At 53.5% G+C, this 20,942-nt stretch carries 21 protein-coding genes and 1 pseudogene; 8 read left to right on the top strand and 14 right to left on the bottom strand.

Features of this window, described 5'->3' with window-relative positions; genetic code table 11:
• The first annotated feature begins 33 nt into the window (after nt 1–33).
• Together IB222_RS03760 and ansB are read left to right on the top strand one after the other, a co-directional pair.
• The gene (locus IB222_RS03760; protein ID WP_079938671.1) at nt 34–753 is read left to right on the top strand and encodes a DUF2884 domain-containing protein; all 720 of its coding nucleotides are present in this window, start codon (nt 34–36) and stop codon (nt 751–753) included.
• Nucleotides 754–941: 188 nt separating this feature from the next.
• A complete protein-coding gene (gene ansB, locus IB222_RS03765) occupies nt 942–1,988 on the top strand; it encodes an L-asparaginase 2 (RefSeq protein WP_003027108.1) in 1,047 nt (348 codons plus the stop codon).
• Nucleotides 1,989–2,102: 114 nt separating this feature from the next.
• On the opposite strand, the gene hemW is transcribed toward ansB, so the two are convergent.
• From hemW to IB222_RS03790, 5 genes are read right to left on the bottom strand one after another with little or no spacing between them, the layout of a single operon-like run.
• Nucleotides 2,103–3,239 carry a radical SAM family heme chaperone HemW gene (gene hemW / locus IB222_RS03770; protein ID WP_048236736.1) on the bottom strand — a complete coding sequence of 379 codons (1,137 nt, stop codon included), beginning with the start codon at nt 3,237–3,239 and terminating at the stop codon, nt 2,103–2,105.
• Nucleotides 3,232–3,825 (bottom strand): XTP/dITP diphosphatase, encoded by a 594-nt coding sequence (locus IB222_RS03775; RefSeq protein ID WP_003825414.1) that lies wholly within the window; start codon nt 3,823–3,825, stop codon nt 3,232–3,234. Before IB222_RS03775 ends, hemW begins: the two co-directional genes overlap by 8 nt.
• A gap of 7 nt (nt 3,826–3,832) precedes the next feature.
• The gene (yggU, locus tag IB222_RS03780; protein ID WP_003027101.1) at nt 3,833–4,123 is read right to left on the bottom strand and encodes a DUF167 family protein YggU; all 291 of its coding nucleotides are present in this window, start codon (nt 4,121–4,123) and stop codon (nt 3,833–3,835) included.
• The gene (locus IB222_RS03785; protein ID WP_003825417.1) at nt 4,120–4,686 is read right to left on the bottom strand and encodes a YggT family protein; all 567 of its coding nucleotides are present in this window, start codon (nt 4,684–4,686) and stop codon (nt 4,120–4,122) included. The genes yggU and IB222_RS03785 overlap by 4 nt, the downstream gene beginning before the upstream one ends.
• A gap of 18 nt (nt 4,687–4,704) precedes the next feature.
• Nucleotides 4,705–5,409 (bottom strand): YggS family pyridoxal phosphate-dependent enzyme, encoded by a 705-nt coding sequence (locus IB222_RS03790; RefSeq protein ID WP_057067562.1) that lies wholly within the window; start codon nt 5,407–5,409, stop codon nt 4,705–4,707.
• Between the two features lie 17 nt (nt 5,410–5,426).
• Here IB222_RS03790 and IB222_RS03795 point away from each other — a divergent pair, with 17 nt between their 5' ends.
• Entirely contained in the window at nt 5,427–6,407 is a 981-nt protein-coding gene (locus tag IB222_RS03795; RefSeq protein WP_149384570.1) for a type IV pilus twitching motility protein PilT, read from the top strand.
• On the opposite strand, the gene ruvX is transcribed toward IB222_RS03795, so the two are convergent.
• From ruvX to metK, 8 genes are all read right to left on the bottom strand, one after another.
• Nucleotides 6,404–6,820, bottom strand: coding sequence for a Holliday junction resolvase RuvX (ruvX, locus tag IB222_RS03800; protein ID WP_008785771.1), 417 nt, complete (start codon nt 6,818–6,820; stop codon nt 6,404–6,406). The genes IB222_RS03795 and ruvX overlap by 4 nt on opposite strands.
• Nucleotides 6,820–7,383 (bottom strand): YqgE/AlgH family protein, encoded by a 564-nt coding sequence (locus IB222_RS03805; RefSeq protein ID WP_003027086.1) that lies wholly within the window; start codon nt 7,381–7,383, stop codon nt 6,820–6,822. The genes ruvX and IB222_RS03805 overlap by 1 nt, the downstream gene beginning before the upstream one ends.
• Nucleotides 7,384–7,558: 175 nt before the next feature.
• Complete coding sequence (gshB, locus tag IB222_RS03810; protein ID WP_003027083.1) at nt 7,559–8,506, bottom strand: glutathione synthase; 948 nt, start codon at nt 8,504–8,506, stop codon at nt 7,559–7,561.
• A gap of 19 nt (nt 8,507–8,525) precedes the next feature.
• Nucleotides 8,526–9,257, bottom strand: a complete 732-nt coding sequence (rsmE, locus tag IB222_RS03815) for a 16S rRNA (uracil(1498)-N(3))-methyltransferase (RefSeq protein WP_003825432.1) — start codon at nt 9,255–9,257, stop codon at nt 8,526–8,528.
• A 74-nt stretch (nt 9,258–9,331) separates the two neighbouring features.
• Nucleotides 9,332–10,039, bottom strand: coding sequence for a deoxyribonuclease I (gene endA, locus IB222_RS03820; RefSeq protein ID WP_008785767.1), 708 nt, complete (start codon nt 10,037–10,039; stop codon nt 9,332–9,334).
• 94 nt (nt 10,040–10,133) lie between these two features.
• Entirely contained in the window at nt 10,134–10,631 is a 498-nt protein-coding gene (locus tag IB222_RS03825; protein WP_003825440.1) for a SprT family zinc-dependent metalloprotease, read from the bottom strand.
• A gap of 78 nt (nt 10,632–10,709) precedes the next feature.
• Nucleotides 10,710–12,104: a galactose/proton symporter gene (gene galP, locus IB222_RS03830; RefSeq protein WP_008785766.1), complete on the bottom strand. Its 1,395-nt coding sequence runs from the start codon at nt 12,102–12,104 to the stop codon at nt 10,710–10,712.
• A gap of 398 nt (nt 12,105–12,502) precedes the next feature.
• Entirely contained in the window at nt 12,503–13,657 is a 1,155-nt protein-coding gene (gene metK, locus IB222_RS03835; RefSeq protein WP_020996311.1) for a methionine adenosyltransferase, read from the bottom strand.
• 418 nt (nt 13,658–14,075) lie between these two features.
• On the opposite strand from metK, the pseudogene IB222_RS03840 reads away from it, so the two are divergent.
• From IB222_RS03840 to speB, 4 genes and pseudogenes are all read left to right on the top strand, one after another.
• Nucleotides 14,076–14,177 (top strand): annotated as a pseudogene (locus IB222_RS03840) (hypothetical protein); the annotation flags it as partial.
• Nucleotides 14,178–14,435: 258 nt separating this feature from the next.
• Nucleotides 14,436–14,567 carry an acid stress response protein YqgB gene (gene yqgB, locus IB222_RS03845; protein ID WP_003027062.1) on the top strand — a complete coding sequence of 44 codons (132 nt, stop codon included), beginning with the start codon at nt 14,436–14,438 and terminating at the stop codon, nt 14,565–14,567.
• An 8-nt stretch (nt 14,568–14,575) separates the two neighbouring features.
• Nucleotides 14,576–16,552 (top strand): biosynthetic arginine decarboxylase, encoded by a 1,977-nt coding sequence (speA, locus tag IB222_RS03850; protein ID WP_071692619.1) that lies wholly within the window; start codon nt 14,576–14,578, stop codon nt 16,550–16,552.
• 207 nt (nt 16,553–16,759) lie between these two features.
• Nucleotides 16,760–17,680, top strand: coding sequence for an agmatinase (gene speB, locus IB222_RS03855; protein ID WP_003825449.1), 921 nt, complete (start codon nt 16,760–16,762; stop codon nt 17,678–17,680).
• 99 nt (nt 17,681–17,779) lie between these two features.
• On the opposite strand, the gene IB222_RS03860 is transcribed toward speB, so the two are convergent.
• Entirely contained in the window at nt 17,780–18,538 is a 759-nt protein-coding gene (locus IB222_RS03860) for a M48 family metallopeptidase (RefSeq protein ID WP_003825452.1), read from the bottom strand.
• Between the two features lie 279 nt (nt 18,539–18,817).
• Here IB222_RS03860 and tkt point away from each other — a divergent pair, with 279 nt between their 5' ends.
• Nucleotides 18,818–20,809 (top strand): transketolase, encoded by a 1,992-nt coding sequence (gene tkt / locus IB222_RS03865; RefSeq protein WP_048215577.1) that lies wholly within the window; start codon nt 18,818–18,820, stop codon nt 20,807–20,809.
• The last annotated feature ends 133 nt before the right edge of the window (nt 20,810–20,942 follow it).

Consider the following 20,942-nt stretch of genomic DNA (forward strand, 5'->3'; position numbering starts at 1 on the left):
AAATGCCGACCCGATTTGTATTGAGGGAAAGATATGATGCGCAAAACGCTGCTGGCGGCAGTCCTAACGTTCACGGCGATGGCCGCACATGCAGATTACCAGTGCAGCGTCACCCCGCGTGACGATGTGATTTTGAGCCCACAAACGGTGCAGGTGAAGGGTGAAAATGGCGACCTGGTTATTACCCAGGCCGGCGATGTCACCTTCAACGGTAAACAGTACAACCTGAACGCCGCACAGCGTGAGCAGGCCAAAGATTATCAGGCGGCGTTGCGTAGCAGCCTGCCGTGGATCGACGAAGGTGCCAGAGCGCGCGTAGAGAAAGGTCGCGTGGCGCTGGACAAAATCATCGCCAAAGAGGTCGGTGAAAGCAGCAACATGCGTGGCCGCTTAACCAAGCTGGATGCGCAATTGAAAGCGCAGATGAACCGCATCATCGAACATCGAACTGATGGCCTGACTTTCCATTATAAGGCGATTGATCAGGTCCGCGCGGACGGACAACAGCTGGTCAATCAGGCGATGGGCGGCATTTTGCAGGACAGCATCAACGAGATGGGGGCGAAAGCCGTGCTCAAAGGCGGCGGTAATCCGCTGCAGGGCGTGCTCGGGAGTCTCGGTGGTTTGCAAACCTCAATTCAGAACGAATGGAAGAATCAGGAACAAGACTTCCAGCAGTTTGGCAAAGATGTTTGTGCCCGCGTCGTGACGCTGGAAAACGATCGTAAAACGCTGGTTAGCACTCTGAAATAATCTTCACCTCTTATTAACGGCACAGAAACATTCTGTGCCGTTTTATTTTGTATATTTCTGTTTTTTTGATATCCATCTCTAAGAATGGCAATTTGGTGGAGATATAAATCTGGTTAATTGGATCTCGTCACATTATTCATCTGTAGGATAGACATAATGCTGCAAATTCAAGTAACTGGAGAAATAACATGGAGTTTTTCAAGAAAACGGCACTTGCCGCACTGGTTATGGGTTTCAGCGGCGCGGCGCTTGCACTGCCAAACATCACCATTTTAGCGACCGGTGGGACGATTGCCGGCGGCGGTGATTCCGCGACAAAATCTAACTACACGGCAGGCAAGGTTGGCGTAGAAAATCTGGTTGAGGCCGTACCTCAATTGAAAGATATCGCTGTCGTGAAAGGCGAGCAGGTGGTGAATATCGGCTCCCAGGATATGAATGACGAAGTCTGGTTAACGCTGGCGAAAAAGATTAATACCGAGTGTGATAAAACCGACGGCTTCGTGGTAACTCATGGTACGGATACCATGGAAGAAACTGCCTATTTCCTCGACCTGACCGTTAAGTGCAATAAGCCGGTGGTACTGGTCGGCGCAATGCGTCCATCTACGGGTATGAGCGCTGATGGCCCGTTCAACTTGTATAACGCGGTAGTAACTGCCGCAGACAAAGCCTCTGCCAACCGCGGAGTGCTGGTGGTGATGAACGACACCGTTATGGATGGTCGTGACGTGACTAAAACCAACACTACCGACGTCGCTACCTTCAAATCCGTTAACTACGGACCGTTGGGTTACATCCATAACGGTAAAATCGACTACCAGCGTACGCCTGCGCGTAAGCACACCACGTCTACTCCGTTCGATGTGTCTAAGCTGACCGAACTGCCGAAAGTTGGGATTGTTTATAACTACGCTAATGCCTCCGATCTGCCGGCAAAAGCGCTGGTGGATGCGGGTTACGCTGGGATCGTCAGTGCGGGTGTAGGTAACGGTAACCTGTATAAAACCATTTTCGATACGCTGGCAACCGCCGCGCATAAAGGTACCGTTGTAGTGCGTTCATCCCGTGTACCAACGGGCGCCACTACACAGGATGCAGAAGTTGATGATGCAAAATACGGATTTGTGGCTTCAGGTTCCCTGAACCCGCAAAAAGCACGTGTTCTGCTGCAGCTTGCGCTGACTCAAACCAAGGATCCTAAGCAGATCCAGGAAATGTTTAATCAGTATTAATCGATGAAGGTGGCTGCGCTTACCGCCCTAACCCTGTAGGCCGGATAAGACGCAGCCGCCATCCGGCAATTTTCCTGATGGCGCTACGCTTATCAGGCCTACGTTCACCAGCCATCACTCCGCCAGAAACAGCTCCAGCAGCGAATTCAAGAACAGCTTACCGTGTTGGGTAATCTGCCAGTACTCATCGCATTCACTCAGGTAGCCCTGGGAAATAGCCTCATCGATCTGTCGACGAATAACGTCTTCGGTAAGACCGGTATATTGCGTGAACTCCGCGCGAGGCGCGGCTTCCAGCAGCCGGAAACGATTCATGAAGAACTCGAACGGCTTATCGGCTTCGGCGACATCGCGCTGGCTTTCGAGATAACGCCCTTGCATATACCCACGCGGATGCCGTGTTTTGGTGGTGCGCAGGATGCGTCCGTCAGGGAATGTGATCTTACCGTGTGCGCCGCAGCCAATGCCAAGATAGTCGCCAAAACGCCAGTAGTTAAGGTTGTGCTGACACTGATAACCCGGTCTGGCGTAGGCTGAGGTTTCGTACTGCTGATATCCCGCGGCGGTCAGTAGCTGGTGGCCTTGCTCAAAAATATCCCACAGCGCGTCATCGTCCGGTAAAACCGGCGGTCGGGAACCGAACAGCGTGTTGGGTTCGATGGTCAACTGATACCAGGAAAGATGCGGTGGGTTGAGCGCGATGGCCTGCTGTAAATCACCCAGCGCCTCTTCCAGCGTCTGATCCGGCAAACCATGCATCAGGTCGAGATTAAAGCTGCGTAGCCCCAGACCGCTCGCCAGGTGTGCTGCTCGTTTGGCTTCTTCCGGCCCGTGAATACGTCCCAGACGTTCGAGTTTGGTGGAGCTAAAGCTCTGTACGCCAATCGAGATACGGTTGACGCCAGCGCGTTGATAATCCACAAAGCGATCGGCTTCCACCGTCCCGGGATTCGCCTCCATCGTGATTTCTGCATCTTCGGCCAGATTCAGCCGTGCTCGCACGCCGTCGAGCAGCGTTTGCATCGCCGGGCCAGAAAGCAGGCTCGGCGTGCCACCACCGATAAAAATCGTCTTTACTTCACGGCCCTGGGCATGGGCCACCTCAGTATCCAGATCGCTCAGCAGATGCTGCACATAGTCATCATGAGGGACTTCGCCCTTTAGCGCATGCGAGTTGAAGTCGCAGTACGGGCATTTCTGCACGCACCACGGGATGTGAATATAAAGACTTAGCGGCGGAAGCTTAACCATTACGCAGGGCATCCAGCAGCAGCTTTAGCGCCTGTCCGCGGTGAGAAATTGCACTCTTTTCTTCACGGGTCAGTTCGGCTGCGGTTTTCCCTTCAGACGGCACAAAGAAGATCGGGTCGTAGCCAAAACCACCGTTTCCGGCAGGTTCACGGGTAATCACGCCCGGCCAGCTTCCGTGGCAAACAACAGGCGTTGGATCGTCTGCATGGCGCATATACACCAGCACGCAGTGGAACTGCGCCTGGCGCTTGTCATCAGGAATATCCTGCAGGGTGTGAAGCAGTTTTTCCAGGTTCTGCTGATCGGTCGCATCTTCGCCGGAATAGCGGGCTGAATAGATACCCGGCGCGCCGCCAAGGGCATTTACTGCCAGACCTGAGTCATCAGCAATGGCCGGTAAGCCGGTAATTTGCGCGGCATGACGCGCCTTCAGAATGGCGTTCTCAATAAACGTCAGCCCGGTCTCGTCTGCAGAATCAACACCCAGTTCCGTTTGGGCAACAACATCAAGACCGAAATCACTCAGAAGAGAGGCGAGTTCACGCACTTTACCGGCATTGCCGGTCGCGAGGACAACTTTTTGCATGGGATACCTAATCAGTTAACGCCGCAATTTCGGGCGGGATCTGTTGCGGATGAATGATTTTAACCTGTTTGTGACGACCAAGCTCGCCCTTCTCAATGACGACCTGGCTTTTTGCCACACGGAACTGTTTGCCGAGAAACTTCACCAGATGGCTATTGGCCTGGCCATCTACCGGTGGGGCGGTAATGGCGACTTTAACTTCGTCGCCATGTAAACCCACAATACTGTCACGGCTGGCTTTAGGCTGAATGTAGAGCCGTAAAACCAGACCGTCGTCGCAGGGTGTAACGGCACTCATAGCGCCATCCACAGCCCCGGCAGCAGCATGTTGCCTGTCGCCTGTAACACTTCCGCGATGCCCATGTTAATAACGTAGAGCAGCAGAACCAGAATCATTGGGGAGAAATCGATCCCGCCCATGCCTGGAAGTATGCGACGGATAGGACGCAGCAGCGGATCTGCCAGTTGAATCAGCACGTACTCTACAGGACTGCGGCCCTGGCTGACCCAGCTCATAATTGCCATCACCAGCAGCACCCAGAAAATCAGCAGCCCGATAGTCTTCAGGACAATCAGTACGGCGGCGATCCAGATGATCGGCTGGAACGTGACCACCTTAAACAGCACGATTGCTTTGATAAAGCTGAGAACGAGCGCAACTAATGCCGATGCGCTGTCGATCGGTCCCATCGGGGGAATAATGCGGCGTAACGGCCCAATGATGGGCTGAGTGATTTTCACTATAAACTGCGAGAACGGGTTGTAAAAATCGCAGCGAGACCATTGCATCCACACGCGCAGCAGCAGCGCCATGGTATACAGCTCAATTACCGTTGAGAGCAGGAAGGTCAACGTATTCATGGTGTTCCTTAGTTTTCCTTATTTTTTAGTGTAATCACGAGCACCAAAAATGGCAGTGCCAATGCGCACCATCGTGCTACCCGCCGCGATGGCGGCATCCATATCATCAGACATTCCCAGTGAGAGAGTGTCGATGCCTGGGTAGCGTGTTTTCAACCCGGCAAATGCTACCGCCATTTGCTGTGCAACTTCAAACTGCCTTACATAATCTGACTCTGGAGCCGGAATCGCCATCAGACCACGCAGGGTAATGCGCGGCAGTGCAGCGACTTCAGCGGCCAGTGCATCAAGCTCTGCCAGCGGAATGCCTGACTTACTGTTCTCATCGCTGATATTAATTTGAATCAGTACATTGAGCGGCGGCAGTTCCGCCGGGCGCTGTTCACTCAGACGGGCAGCGATACGCAGACGGTCGATCGTATGGCACCAGTCAAAGTGCTCGGCGACCAGACGACTTTTGTTGGACTGCAGCGGGCCGATAAAGTGCCACTGCAGATCGTTGACGCCTTTTTCCTGGAAGTAGCGGATTTTATCCACCCCTTCCTGCACATAGTTTTCACCGAAGGCACGCTGCCCTGCGGTAATGGCTTCTTCGATGGCGCTCGCAGGTTTGGTTTTACTGACTGCAAGCAACGTAACTTCTTCTGAAGACCGCCCGCAACGCGTCGCGGCGGCTGAGATTTTGTCCCGGACATGTGCCAGGTTATGCGCGATATCGTTCATTTTCCGAGGATGTTCATATGAATATGGAAGAAATAGTGGCCCTTAGTGTAAAGCATAACGTGTCGGATCTACACCTGTGCAATGCATGGCCTGCGCGCTGGCGCATACGTGGAAAAGTCGAAATCGCACCCTTTACTACGCCTGACGTGGAGAATCTGCTGATGTGCTGGCTCAGTGAGCAACAACAGGTACAGTGGCGGGAACAGGGGCAGGTAGATTTTGCTATTGCGCTGGCAGGTTCCCAGCGGCTGCGCGCCAGTGCTTTTGTTCATCAACAGGGAACCTCACTGGCGCTAAGATTGCTCCCGCTTGATTGTCCACGTTTAGACGATCTCCAGACCCCTGACGTCATACCTGAACTGCTGCGCAGTGAAAATGGGTTAATTCTGGTGACAGGCGCTACCGGTAGCGGTAAATCAACGACCCTGGCGGCGATGGTAGAGTACCTTAATCAGCATGTTGCAGGGCATATTCTGACGCTGGAAGACCCGATTGAATATCGCTACACCAGCCAGCGTTGTCTTATTCAACAACGGGAGGTGGGCGTACACTGCGCTTCTTTTGCCGCCGGTTTACGCGGCGCGCTGCGTGAAGATCCCGACGTCATTTTGCTGGGCGAACTGCGCGACGCGGAAACCATTCGTCTGGCGTTAACGGCAGCGGAAACCGGGCATCTGGTGCTGGCAACGTTACATACGCGAGGGGCGGCACAGGCCATCGCGCGGCTGGTGGACACCTTTTCGGCAACAGAGAAGGATCCGGTGCGTAACCAGTTAGCAGACAGCCTGCGGGCGGTACTTTCGCAAAAGCTGGAGAAAGATAAGCAGGGAGGACGCGTGGCGCTATTTGAGCTGCTCGTCAACACGCCTGCCGTGTGCAATTTGATTCGTGAAGGGAAAACGCATCAGCTGCCCGGCGTAATTCAAACCGGGCAGCAGACAGGTATGCAGACATTTGCACAAAGTCAGCAGCAGCGTCAGGCGCAGGGACGGATTTAGTAACCCTGCTCGAAATAGCTTTCGAGGATGACCACGGCAGAAGCGGAATCTACTTTGCCTTTATTCAACGCCCGGTATCCGCCTTGTTCGAACAGGCCGGAGCGGGCTTCGACGGTGCTCAAGCGTTCATCGTGCAGCGTTACGGTTACGCCAAAGCGACCGTGAATACGGTTAGCGAACTTACGCGCGCGCGCGGTAAGGGGCTGTTCTGTGCCATCCATGTTGAGTGGTAGGCCGACAATGATTTCATCTGGCTGCCATTCTTTCAGCAGGCGTTCAATCAAACTCCAGTCTGGCGTACCGTCCTGCGCCTTAATGGCGGGCAACGGTCTGGCCGTACCGGTAATGCGCTGACCAACAGCAACACCAATACTTTTCGTACCAAAATCAAAAGAGAGTAATGTTCCGCTCATCAGGCATGTCCCGCCACGCCAGGCATGGTCTGAATATCTATCCCGATAAGCTTCGCCGCATCGCGCCAGCGGTCGGCAATCGGCGTTTTGAATAAGATATTGAGGTCTGCGGGCGCCGTGAGCCAGGCGTTATCCAGTAGCTCTTGTTCCAGTTGACCTTTTTCCCATGATGAATAACCCAGCGCAACCAGCACTTCGGACGGTTGCTCCTGCGTACCCAGGGTTTCTAGTACATCGCGGGAGGTTGTGATGATGGTGTTATCTGAGATGCGAATACTGGAGGCAAAGCGTGACGGTGGAGTGTGGAGAATAAATCCACGGTCTTCCGCCAGCGGGCCGCCGAGCATCACTGGTTTATCCAGACGAATGGCCGGATCGCGTTCTTCTGGGGTAATCTTCAGCTTTTCCAGAATCCCTTCAATTTGTAAGTTTTCCAGAGGCTTATTAACGATAATCCCCATTGCTCCGTTCTCATTATGTTCACAGATGTACACCACGGAACGGCGGAAAATCGGATCCTGGAGAGCAGGCATGGCAATCAGAAAGTGATGCTGTAAATTCATTGTCAGAGGTTCTGTTTCCTGGTTCAAAAAAGCAACAGAGCCCAGTATGTGGGCAAAGCTCGAAGATGTCACCCTTTGAAGATAGCTTTGCCGAATGACGGCTCGCCTAATCCGGCCTGCGGGGTGCAATTACAGGCCGGATAAGACGCGATGGCGTCGCTATCCGGCAACGTATTTACTTCTGCAAACGCGCCTCAATGGCATCCATCAGCATACCGGTAATTGAAACGGGGAACTCCGCTTCAATTTCACGAATACAGGTTGGGCTGGTGACGTTAATTTCCGTCAGGCGATCGCCAATGATATCCAGACCGACAAAAATCAAACCTTTCGCTTTCAGCGTTGGCCCAATGCGACGTGCGATTTCCCAGTCGCTGTCGGTCAATGGACGCGGCTCGCCACGGCCGCCTGCGGCCAGGTTGCCACGGGTTTCGCCGCCCTGCGGAATACGCGCCAGGCAGTACGGAACGGGTTCGCCATCAACAACCAGGACGCGTTTATCGCCATCTTTAATTGCTGGCAGATAGTTCTGCGCCATGCAGTAGCGGGTGCCGTGCTCGGTCAGCGTTTCAGCAATGACGCCAAGGTTCGGATCGCCTTCCTTCACGCGGAAAATAGATGCACCACCCATGCCGTCCAGCGGTTTGAGAATGATGTCGCTGTGTTTTTGCCAGAAGGCTTTCAGCTGCGCTTTGTTACGCGTGACCAGCGTTTCCGGCGTCAGGTCGGCAAACCATGCGGTGAACAGCTTTTCGTTGCAATCGCGCAGGCTCTGCGGTTTGTTGACGATCAGCGTTCCTTTCTCTTCTGCACGTTCCAGAATATAGGTCGCGTAGATGAACTCGGTATCAAACGGTGGATCCTTACGCATCAGAATAACGTCCAGGTCTGCCAGCGGGAGATCCTGCTCGCTCTTGAACTCGTACCATTTGTCGTAGTTCTGCTCTACGCTCAGGGTACGCGTATGGGCGCGGGCTTCACCGTTGATCAGATAAAGATCGGCCATCTCCATATAATGAATTTCGTAACCGCGACGTTGCGCTTCCAGCAGCATAGCGAAGCTGGAATCTTTCTTGATGTTGATGCTTGCGATGGGATCCATCACGATGCCGAGCTTGATCATTTTCTTCTCCGTTTATGCCTTAGCCCAGATCGCCAAAACGCACCTGTAGCGCAGTAATGGCGGTGAGCGCGGTTGTCTCAGTACGCAGAACGCGAGGTCCTAACAGAATATCAGTAAACTGATAACGTGCGGTCATGGCAATTTCATCTGCCGACAACCCGCCTTCCGGGCCAATCAGCAAGCGGATGCGTTCCACCGGCAGCGGCAGCGTATTGATGCTGGCGCTGGCGCGCGGATGCAGGTTCAGTTTCAGACCTTCGTCCTGTTCCTCGCACCATGCTTCCAAATCCATTGCCGGGCGAATTTCGGGCACCCGGTTACGACCGCACTGTTCGCAGGCGGCAATGGCGATTTTCTGCCACTGCTGGAGCTTCTTGTTCAGGCGTTCACTGTCCAGTTTAACGCCGCAGCGCTCAGAAAAAAGTGGCGTAATGAGGCTTACACCCAGTTCGATCGATTTCTGGATAGTGAATTCCATTTTTTCACCGCGCGACATCACCTGACCCAGGTGGATGTGCAACGGCGACTCACGATCGTCGAGTTCAGCGTTAAGTACCTTCACGTCCACGCTTTTTTTACTGGCGTGGGTGATTTCAGCGTCGAATACCTGATTGCTGCCATCAAACAGCTGTAGCGCCTGGCCCGGTCCCATACGCAGCACGCGGCCGATATGGTTGGCTGCATCTTCACACAGTGAAATTTGGCTGCCGGAAGTGATTGGCTCAGGGTGATAAATGCGAGGAATGCGCATAGTTAAACATCCGCGTCATGGCCCTGGGCTGCGAAAGGCCTGGGCATGGTTAAAAATATTGACGCTAGTGTAGGTTAGCTCTTTTGCGCCTGGCAAGCGCGTTGCACATATGGGTTATGGTTCCCCTGTACCTTTGCAATGCGTTCGTCGCGCTCACACTCCCAGTCGGTGACCGGATATTGCTTATTCCAGGCGTTAAAAAGCTGAGTTTGCTGGCGGGAGAGCGTCAGATCGTACTGGTCGCGCATGTAAAAATAGGTACGAGCAATGGCACCGCGGGCGCGGGCCGGCGGCTCGGCAACTTTCTCTTTGAAATCAACCTTCATGGCGCATTGCCCATACTGACCCTCGCCACCGTTCCACTGGCTGTACATGAAGTTAGCGCGATCGCCATTTACCTCACCCACCGCAGGTTGCAGGTTATGCATGTCGCTTTCCATCTTACGATAGACTGGATCTTTGGCGCAGTTTTTACGCCCTCCGTCCTGCCAGCACTGACGCTGATGACCAAATTGCCAGGCGGGGACAACGTGCTCCCATTCAATTCGACTGGCGCGGTTTTCATTTTTTCGCACTTTATAGCCGCAGGATTCGAGGTCAACGACCCCTTTTTTGCCTTGCCAGTTAATTTTACAACCGCAGTAGAAATCGCCCGGCGCATCGGCGTTAACCTTGACGCCTGCTGCTTTTGCCTGAGAAAAACTGTTGATGCCTTCGGCTAAAACCGGGCCTGAAAACGCAGCGGCTAACAGGGCCGCAGCAAAAGAAAAATGACGGTACATCACAAACTCCGTGTCAAAACGAGCCCGCAACGTAGCGAAAGTTATTCCAGTATGCAATCAGTTAGGTCAGAAAAGTTCCTGATAATTCTGAAGATTATTCTGCAACCAGTGGCTCGCCGCAGTGAACACAGCGGTAGGTGGCCTCACCGCGCACAACGCGGTTATGGCGGCGGACGGTCAGTTGGTGCTCCTGACACTTACAGCGGTAAGTAAAGGTCTTGCGCTGCACCGATTGCAGTTCGAACTGATGCGTGCGCCGGGCCGGTACGCCCAGCACGCTTTCCATCATCCATTTCCATTCTTTCCCGTGTGGCGGCACGCGCCCAAAGTGCTTCCACACCAGTAAATGCGCCAGTTCATGGGGCACCACTTCGTTAATGAATGCGTCGACGTTTTCCATCAGCAGGACGGGATTAAGGCGAATTTCATAGGTTTGTAGCCATGCGGTGCCCGCGGCGGTGCCGCGCTGTTGGTAAACCAGCTTTGGCTCCGGATATTGGCGTTCGAGCTTGAGATTGGCCTGGGCGAGTTTTTCCCGCAGGCTACGCATAACGGCTTGCTGGATGGCGATAGGGAGACGGGAGGTTTTCATAACGCCAGAGGATAGTGCGACAGGGAAGGGACTGCAAGAGGAAGGCTTCCTCCCACTGAGGGAGGAAGCCTTTGGTGATTAGTCGTGTGCGCCAATTTCGCGCAGTTTACGACCTTTCATCAGGTTACGCTCAATGTGTTCCAGAGAGACGTTTTTAGTTTCAGGGATCAGCCACAGAGTCAGGAAGATGAACAGTACGTTCAGGCCGCCGTAGACCCAGAAGGTGTTGGCGCTGCCCAGCGAGTTCAGCATCGTCAGGAAGGTTGCGCCGACGATCATGTTGGCAATCCAGTTGGTTGCAGTAGAGCAGGTGATGCCGAAATCGCGGCCTTTCAGCGGCTGGATTTCAGAGCACAGTACCCAAATCAGCGGACCAGCGCTCATGGCAAAGCCAACGATAAACATCAGCAGCATCAGTACTGCGAAGTATTGTGCGGATGCCGAGTGAATACCCACGTGCATCATTGTCCCCAGAACGCCCATACCAACAGCCATCACGATAAAGCCAAGGATCAGAGTAGGTTTGCGGCCCCAACGGTCAACCAGGCCAATGGCGATAAAGGTTGCCAGTACGTTGGTCAGACCGACGATAACAGTCCCCCACATCTGCTCAGTGGTGTTGGTGTAGCCCGCCAGCTCAAAGATTTTCGGTGCGTAATACATGATGACGTTCATCCCGGTGAACTGCTGCATCACCTGTAACAGAACGCCAAGGAATACCGCGCGACGGAAGTTGCTGTTTTCTTTAAACAGCGCCCAGCCGCTCTGCTTCACCTGCAGACTTTCACGGATTTCATCCAGCTCGCGTTTGGCTTCTGCGCTGGTGTCACGCAGACGCAACAGGACGCGTTCGGCATCAACAAAACGACGTTTAGCTGCAAACCAACGTGGGCTGTCCGGCAGGAAGATAACGCCAACCAGCAGCAGCAGGGCAGGGATGATGATTACACCCAGCATCCAGCGCCATGCGCCGCTGTAGCTAAACGCTGTATCGGAAAGATACGCGCCCAAAATACCGATGGTGATCATCAGCTGATACATGGAGATCATGCTGCCACGAATCTTTTCCGGGGCAATTTCAGACAGGTACAGCGGCGCGGTATAAGACGCAACACCTACAGCCAGGCCGAGCAGCACGCGGGAAACCAGCAGGACTTCAACGTTTGGCGCAGCGGCGGAGAACAGTGAACCCGCAACAAACAAGATCGCACCGATCATCAGGCTTTTTTTGCGTCCCAGTTTGAAGGAGAGCCAACCGCTGCCGACAGCACCTACCGCCGCACCAAACATCATGGAACTCACCACCCATTCCTGAGTGTGCGGGGTAATTTGAAACTCGTCGGTGATGAACGGTAAAGCACCGGCAATAACACCGATATCCAGGCCAAAAAGTAATCCAGCCAGGGCTGCCAGAAAGCAGACAAAAAATGTCATGGCTTTGTTGGAACGCCCCGTTTTTTTATTGTCAGGCATGATGCCCTCCGGTTGGGTAGCTAGTTTTGTTGATGTTAAGGGTAGGTGAGTACGGGGTAAAAAAATGCGAATCACATCACATTAGTGTAATCGCTTACACTGTCATTCATGCGGGTTATTAGTTAATTCATTGAAAGTTAACATTATTTATTGGGATTAAATAATGTTTGTCGTCTGAATTTAAGACAATGATGAAAGATAATGTAACAGTGATGCAAGTGTGCTGGCTAAGAGATGTTAATTCAAGGTAGAGGGAAATATGGTGTGATGTAATCGCTTTCATTTTCATTTAAAGCAATAGTAATCAGCGCGGTTTGGTGATGGATGTGGGAGAGGAAATAGGTATAAAAAAAGACCAGCGCGAGGCTGGTCTTCATAAGCGTTAAGTCTGGTTTAAATTACTTCAGACCGGCAGCGTCGCGCAGCAACTGTGCTTTGTCGGTTTTTTCCCATGGGAAATGTTCGCGACCAAAGTGACCGTAAGCGGCGGTTTCTTTGTAAATCGGGTGCAGCAGATCCAGCATCTGAATCAGGCCATACGGGCGCAAGTCGAAGAACTCACGCACCAGAAGGGTCAGCTGCTCTGAAGGCACTTTTTCAGTACCGAACGTTTCCACCATGATAGATGTCGGTTCTGCCACGCCGATTGCGTAGGAAACCTGAATCTCACAACGGTCAGCCAGGCCTGCGGCAACGATGTTTTTCGCTACGTAACGGGCTGCATAGGCTGCGGAACGGTCAACTTTAGACGGATCTTTACCAGAGAATGCACCGCCGCCGTGACGCGCCATGCCGCCGTAGGTATCAACGATGATTTTACGACCGGTCAGACCGCAGTCGCCCATCGGGCCGCCGATAACGAAACGACCAGTTGGGTTGATGAAGAATTTGGTTGAAGCGGTCAGCCATTCAGTCGGCAGTACCGGCTTGATGATCTCTTCCATAACGGCTTCTTGCAGCGATTTCTGGTCGATATCTTCAGAGTGCTGAGTAGACAGAACAACCGCATCAATACCGACGATTTTGCCGTCGTCATACTGGAAAGTTACCTGGCTTTTTGCATCCGGACGCAGCCAGGATAAGGTGCCGTTTTTACGCACTTCAGCCTGACGCTGCACCAGACGGTGAGCATAGGTAATAGGTGCTGGCATCAGCACGTCGGTTTCGTTGGTTGCATAACCAAACATCAGGCCCTGGTCGCCTGCGCCCTGTTCCAGCGGATCGGCACGGTCAACACCCTGGTTGATGTCCGGAGACTGTTTACCAATCGCGCTCAGTACCGCGCAAGAGTTGGCGTCAAAGCCCATGTCGGAATGCACATAGCCAATTTCGCGAACCGTGTTACGGGTGATCTCTTCGATATCAACCCATGCGCTGGTGGTGATCTCACCGCCAACTAAAACCATACCGGTTTTGACGTAGGTTTCGCAGGCAACGCGTGCTTTTGGATCCTGTTCCAGGATTGCATCCAGCACAGCATCAGAGATTTGGTCAGCGATTTTGTCAGGATGCCCTTCTGATACGGACTCGGACGTAAAAAGGTGTTTTGCCATATTTAATTTCACCTAAGGAGAATTTGGTTAGCTCAAACTGTCGAGTGGAATAGCCATGTGTAGAAGATTCTACCATGAGTCTGCAGATGACGGACACTGGCAGTCTGAGTGTTAATCGGTATAGATGGATTAACATCTGGACGGCTATTTTAGGACAGTTCTTCGCCTGATTTCCAGCTTTTTTTGATTGAGGTCGCATTGTACTGAAAATGTAACTGGAAATTTTTCCTGACGGTGCTGGCAATGTGCATATTTATCTTTTGCTTTTTGACTTTCTTATCGGTATAAAACGCGGCGCGCGGCTCATACAAAAGCACACGACGTTTTCATCGTGTTGCCACTTCCAGCCGGGTTAAAACTTTAGCTTTGGCTTGTGGGTTCGTTCCGTAAGGAGCAACCGTGGAGGTGATACGAGATAATGAACCGTTGTATTCTGCAGAATCTGTCGCACCGTTCTGGTGTACATATGTCCCCCGCAATCTGCATCTCTGCTTTGCATACCTGTCGATGTTATATACACAAAATCATTTATGCTGCGTCGAGGCGGCAAGTGAATGAGTCCCCTGAACGTACGAGTAGTACGTGACTGGGGCGAATGAGCGTAGCCAACAAAGAGGCTGCATGAAGGATGAAGTGTATACCCATCTCGGCGTATCTCAGGACTGAAGAGCCGGTAACGGTCACTAAGAACTGAACAAGGGCGCTCTTGGTAAACAAGAGTTTTCTCGTGGTTTCGCCGAACCGTCAGCATTAAGTTCGGTTACGTGTTTACATTGATATGAAAAAGAAACCGGTCGCACAGTCGGAGCGTCAGCACTATCTGCTGCAAATTCTGCCTGTATTTGGGTTGTTATCGCGTCTTCGGATTGCGATAGTAGTCAACTGTTTTACACTTGTTAATAAAATTTGAGGTTCGCTATGTCTGACGACATTTCTTTGGGTTCGCCTTCGTCAGCAGGCGAACACGGTGTACTACGCTCCATGCAGGAGGTTGCAATGAGTTCCCAGGAAGCCAGCAAGATGCTGCGTACTTACAATATTGCCTGGTGGGGTAATAACTACTACGACGTCAATGAACTGGGCCACATCAGCGTGTGCCCGGATCCGGACGTACCCGAAGCGCGCGTTGACCTTGCTGAGTTGGTGAAAGCCCGTGAAGCGCAGGGCCAGCGTTTGCCAGCATTGTTCTGCTTCCCGCAGATCCTGCAACACCGTCTGCGTTCGATTAACGCCGCGTTTAAACGTGCCCGTGAATCTTACGGTTACAACGGTGACTATTTTCTCGTTTACCCGATCAAGGTCAACCAGCACCGTCGCGTGATTGAATCGCTGATCCACTCTGGCGAACCGCTGGGGCTGGAAGCGGGTTCCAAAGCTGAACTGATGGCCGTTCTGGCCCATGCCGGAATGACCCGTAGCGTGATCGTGTGTAACGGTTATAAAGACCGCGAATATATCCGTCTGGCGCTGATTGGCGAGAAGATGGGCCATAAGGTCTATCTGGTCATCGAGAAGATGTCTGAAATTGCAATTGTGCTGGATGAAGCTGAACGCCTGAATGTCGTTCCGCGTCTGGGTGTGCGTGCGCGTCTGGCGTCGCAGGGCTCTGGCAAGTGGCAGTCCTCCGGCGGGGAAAAATCGAAATTCGGCCTGGCGGCAAACCAGGTGCTGCAACTGGTCGAAATTCTGCGCGAGCGCGGTCGTCTGGACAGCATTCAGTTGCTGCACTTCCACCTTGGCTCGCAGATGGCGAATATTCGTGATATCGCCACCGGCGTACGTGAATCGGCGCGTTTCTACGTTGAGCTGCACAAGCTTGGCGTCAATATCCAGTGCTTCGACGTGGGCGGTGGCCTGGGCGTGGATTACGAAGGTACCCGTTCGCAGTCTGACTGTTCTGTAAACTACGGCCTGAACGAATATGCCAACAACATCATCTGGGCTATTGGCGACGCCTGTGAAGAACACGGCCTGCCTCATCCGACGGTAATCACCGAGTCTGGCCGCGCGGTTACCGCGCACCATACCGTGCTGGTATCTAACATTATCGGCGTTGAGCGTAGTGAACACACAGAAGCAACGCCTCCGGCTGACGATGCGCCGCGTGCTCTGCAAAGCATGTGGGAAACCTGGCAAGAAATGCATGAACCGGGAACTCGCCGTTCGCTGCGTGAATGGCTGCACGACAGCCAGATGGATCTGCACGATATTCACGTTGGTTACTCTTCAGGTACCTTTAGCCTGCAAGAGCGCGCGTGGGCTGAGCAGCTTTATCTGAACATGTGCCATGAAGTGCAGAAACAACTCGACCCGAGCAACCGCGCGCATCGCCCGATTATCGACGAGCTGCAGGAGCGTATGGCGGATAAGATTTACGTCAACTTCTCGCTGTTCCAGTCGATGCCGGATGCGTGGGGGATCGATCAGCTGTTCCCGGTAATGCCGCTGGAAGGACTGAACCAGGTACCTGAGCGCCGTGCGGTGCTGTTGGATATCACCTGTGACTCTGATGGCGCTATCGACCACTATGTTGACGGTGATGGCATTGCGACCACTATGCCGATGCCGGAATACGACCCGGAGAACCCGCCGATGCTGGGCTTCTTTATGGTGGGGGCGTACCAGGAGATCCTCGGCAACATGCACAACCTGTTTGGTGATACCGAAGCGGTTGACGTGTTCGTCTTCCCTGACGGCAGTGTGGAAGTTGAGCTGTCTGATGAAGGGGATACCGTGGCGGATATGTTGCAGTACGTGCAGCTGGATCCGAACACCCTGCTGACGCAGTTCCGTGACCAGGTGAAAAACACCGATCTGGATACCGAGCTGCAGCAACAGTTCCTCGAAGAGTTTGAGGCCGGTCTGTACGGTTATACTTATCTGGAAGACGAGTAACGATAAATGCCCGCTGGCGCTGCGCTTACCGGGCCTACGAAAGTAGGCCGGATAAGGCGAAGGCGCATTTGTGGCACTCACTTGAATCCGTACAAAATAACGGCGATAATTTGCCGTAAATATGCAGTTACCAAATCAATCCCTTCCTCGTCGGGCTTAACGACGCGGAGGGGATTTTTTTTCATCGATTTTTAAAGAGGTCAGTACATGAGCACCTTAGGTCATCAATACGACAACTCCCTGGTTTCTAACGCCTTTGGTTTTTTACGTCTGCCGATGAACTTCATGCCATACGAAAGCGACGCCGATTGGGTGATCACCGGCGTACCGTTTGATATGGCAACGTCTGGTCGTGCGGGCGGGCGTCATGGTCCGGCGGCAATCCGTCAGGTTTCCACTAACCTGGCGTGGGAACACAACCGCTTCCCGTGGAACTTCGATATGCGCGAGCGCCTGAACGTGGTGGACTGCGGCGATCTGGTTTATGCCTTCGGTGATGCGCGTGAAATGAGTGAAAAACTGCAGGCGCATGCTGAGAAGCTGCTTTCTGCCGGTAAGCGCATGCTCTCCTTTGGCGGCGACCACTTCGTCACGCTGCCGCTGTTGCGCGCGCACGCTAAGCATTTTGGTAAAATGGCGCTGGTGCACTTTGATGCCCACACAGATACCTACGCGAACGGCTGCGAATTCGACCACGGCACTATGTTCTACACGGCGCCGAACGAAGGGCTGATCGATCCGAATCACTCTGTGCAGATTGGTATTCGTACCGAATTCGACAAAGACAACGGCTTTACCGTGCTGGATGCCTGCCAGGTGAACGATCGCAGCGTAGATGACATCATCGCCCAGGTTAAGCAGATTGTCGGTGATATGCCGGTGTATCTGACCTTTGATATCGACTGTCTGGATCCAGCGTTTGCGCCGGGTACCGGTACGCCAGTGATTGGCGGTCTGACTTCCGATCGCGCGATCAAGCTGGTACGTGGTCTGAAAGATCTGAATATCGTCGGGATGGACGTTGTTGAAGTGGCTCCGGCTTACGATCAGTCAGAGATCACCGCGCTGGCAGCGGCTACGCTGGCTCTGGAAATGCTGTACATCCAGGCAGCGAAAAAAGGCGAATAAGTTGTTTTGCCGGATGGCGCTAACGCTTATCCGGCCTACAGCTGGTTGATGTTTGTAGGCCGGATAAGGCGTTCACGCCGCATCCGGCACGATTAACGGTTATTTGATCCCGTCTGCGCTCATGCGATCGCGAATATGTTGCGCACGTTCTGCGGATGCCGGGTGATCGTCAAACATTGAGCTTTGACGTCCAGCTTCCAGTTTGGCCAGTTTCTCAAAGCTGGTGGCTAAACCTGCCGGATTGATCCCGCGTTTGCGCAACAAATCATACGAGTAATCATCCGCCTCGGATTCCTGACGCTGGGAGAACTGCGAGTTCACCAGTTTCTCGCCAAGATCGCCCAATTGCGACTGCGACAGGCTGCCGACAATGCCGCCAGCGGATGCCGCCGCTGCACGTACGGCGTTAGTACCCAGCGCAACCTGCATACCTTTTTTCACGTGACCCAGCGCGACGTGGCCCATTTCATGGCCGATTACCGCTTCGACTTCGTTGTCGGTCATCATATCCATCAGGCCGCTGTACACGCGGATACAGCCGTTTGCCATGGCAAAGGCATTCACATCTTTCGCCATATAGACTTTGTAGTTCACCGGCTGGCCGTTTATGTTATCGCCAAGCGCGGCGGCGATTTTGCCAAGACGCGTTGCGTACTCGCTGCTGGCCGGAGCGATAGTAGCCTTGCTGTCCATATCTTTACAGGCCTGATCGCTCAGCGCTTTTACCTGAGCATCGCTCAGACTGTAGGCCTGAAAAGCCTCCGCGCCAGAAGAAAGCAGTCCGTTGGAGTCCATGTTCTGGCAGCCGGTCAATGCCGCAGCCATGCTCGTAGCAAGCAGTAAAGCGCGAATTTTCATTTTTTCTCTTCCGCACAAAGTCAGGATTATTCTAAAAATTACGTCGTTTGCAGGTGAACCGACGCTCGGCCTAAGTATAAAGAAAAGAACAATACGCGGGCGAGAAGATTGCGCAACTTGCGCGCATGATCCAGAGATTTCTGAAGCGGCAAAAGGATGCTCCATGTACATGACACGCGGCTTGGGTTACATTGTTGGCACTTTTTTCCGGCGTAGCCCAAAACGCGCTGTCGTCAAGTCGTTAAGGGCTCAGCCTTCATTATCCGATCTGGAGTCAAAATGTCCTCACGTAAAGAGCTTGCCAATGCTATTCGTGCGCTGAGCATGGACGCAGTACAGAAAGCCAAATCCGGTCACCCGGGTGCCCCGATGGGTATGGCTGACATTGCCGAAGTCCTGTGGCGTGATTTCCTGAACCACAACCCGACTAACCCGTCCTGGGCTGACCGTGACCGCTTCGTGCTGTCCAACGGCCACGGCTCCATGCTGATTTATAGCCTGCTGCACCTCACCGGCTACGATCTGCCGATGTCCGAGCTGCAGAACTTCCGTCAGCTGCACTCCAAAACTCCGGGTCACCCGGAAGTGGGTTACACCGCGGGTGTTGAAACCACTACAGGTCCTCTGGGTCAGGGCATTGCGAATGCAGTGGGTATGGCTATCGCTGAAAAAACGCTGGCGGCGCAGTTTAACCGTCCAGGTCACGACATCGTTGACCACTTCACCTATGCTTTCATGGGCGACGGCTGCATGATGGAAGGTATCTCTCACGAGGTATGTTCCCTAGCTGGTACGCTGAAGCTGGGTAAACTGGTTGCGTTCTACGATGACAACGGCATCTCTATCGATGGCCACGTTGAAGGCTGGTTCACCGATGACACCGCGAAGCGTTTTGAAGCTTACGGCTGGCATGTGGTTCGTGGCGTTGATGGCCACGATGCTGACGCCATTAAACGTGCAGTAGAAGAAGCACGCGCAGTGACCGACAAACCGTCCCTGCTGATGTGCAAAACCATCATCGGTTTCGGTTCTCCGAACAAAGCGGGTACTCACGACTCTCACGGTGCACCGCTGGGCGATGCAGAAATCGCACTGACCCGTGAACAGCTGGGCTGGAAATACGCACCGTTCGAAATCCCGTCTGAAATCTACGCGCAGTGGGATGCGAAAGAAGCCGGTCAGGCAAAAGAAGCTGCATGGAACGAGAAGTTCGCTGCTTATGCGAAGGCCTTCCCGCAGGAAGCGGCTGAATTCACCCGTCGTATGAAAGGTGAAATGCCGTCTGACTTCGACGCCAAAGCGAACGAGTTCATTGCTAAGCTGCAGGCTAATCCGGCGAAAATCGCCAGCCGTAAAGCTTCTCAGAACGCGATTGAAGCTTTCGGTCCTCTGCTGCCTGAATTCCTCGGCGGCTCCGCTGACCTGGCACCATCTAACCTGACGCTGTGGTCTGGTTCGAAAGCGATTAACGAAGATACTGCCGGTAACTACATCCATTACGGTGTGCGTGAATTCGGTATGACCGCTATCGCAAACGGTATCTCCCTGCACGGTGGTTTCCTGCCGTACACCTCCACCTTCCTGATGTTCGTTGAATATGCCCGTAACGCGGTGCGTATGGCTGCGCTGATGAAACAGCGTCAGGTAATGGTCTACACCCACGACTCCATCGGTCTGGGCGAAGACGGCCCGACTCACCAGCCGGTAGAGCAGGTTGCTTCTCTGCGTGTGACCCCGAACATGAGCACATGGCGTCCGTGTGACCAGGTTGAATCCGCCGTTGCGTGGAAATACGGCGTTGAGCGTCAGGACGGCCCGACCGCGCTGATCCTCTCCCGCCAGAACCTGGCACAGCAGGAGCGTACCGAAGAGCAGCTGGCAAACATCGCTCGCGGTGGTTACGTGCTGAAAGACTGCGACGGTCAGCCGGAACTGATCTTCATCGCTACCGGTTCTGAAGTTGAGCTGGCTGTGGCTGCGTGGGACAAACTGACTGCCGAAGGCGTGAAGGCTCGCGTGGTTTCCATGCCGTCTACCGACGCGTTCGACAAACAGGATGCCGCATACCGTGAGTCTGTGCTGCCGAAAGCGGTTTCCGCTCGCGTTGCAGTGGAAGCAGGTATCGCTGACTACTGGTTCAAATACGTGGGCCTGAACGGCGCAATCGTCGGTATGACCACCTTTGGTGAGTCTGCTCCGGCAGAGCTGCTGTTTGAAGAGTTCGGCTTCACCGTAGACAACGTTGTCGCGAAAGCAAAAGAACTGCTGTAATTTCGATTACAGGTGAAAACGGGTCGCTCAGGCGACCCGTTTTTTTTTGCTTTTCCGGAACGCGCCGCGCGTTGCGCAATCGCACGGCGCAGTCTGCTATCCAGACCGTCTGCGGCATCGTTGAAGGGCTCCG

The sequence above is a fragment of the Citrobacter sp. C13 genome (assembly GCF_014596815.2).
In the GTDB taxonomy this organism is placed as follows: Bacteria; Pseudomonadota; Gammaproteobacteria; order Enterobacterales; family Enterobacteriaceae; genus Citrobacter; species Citrobacter portucalensis.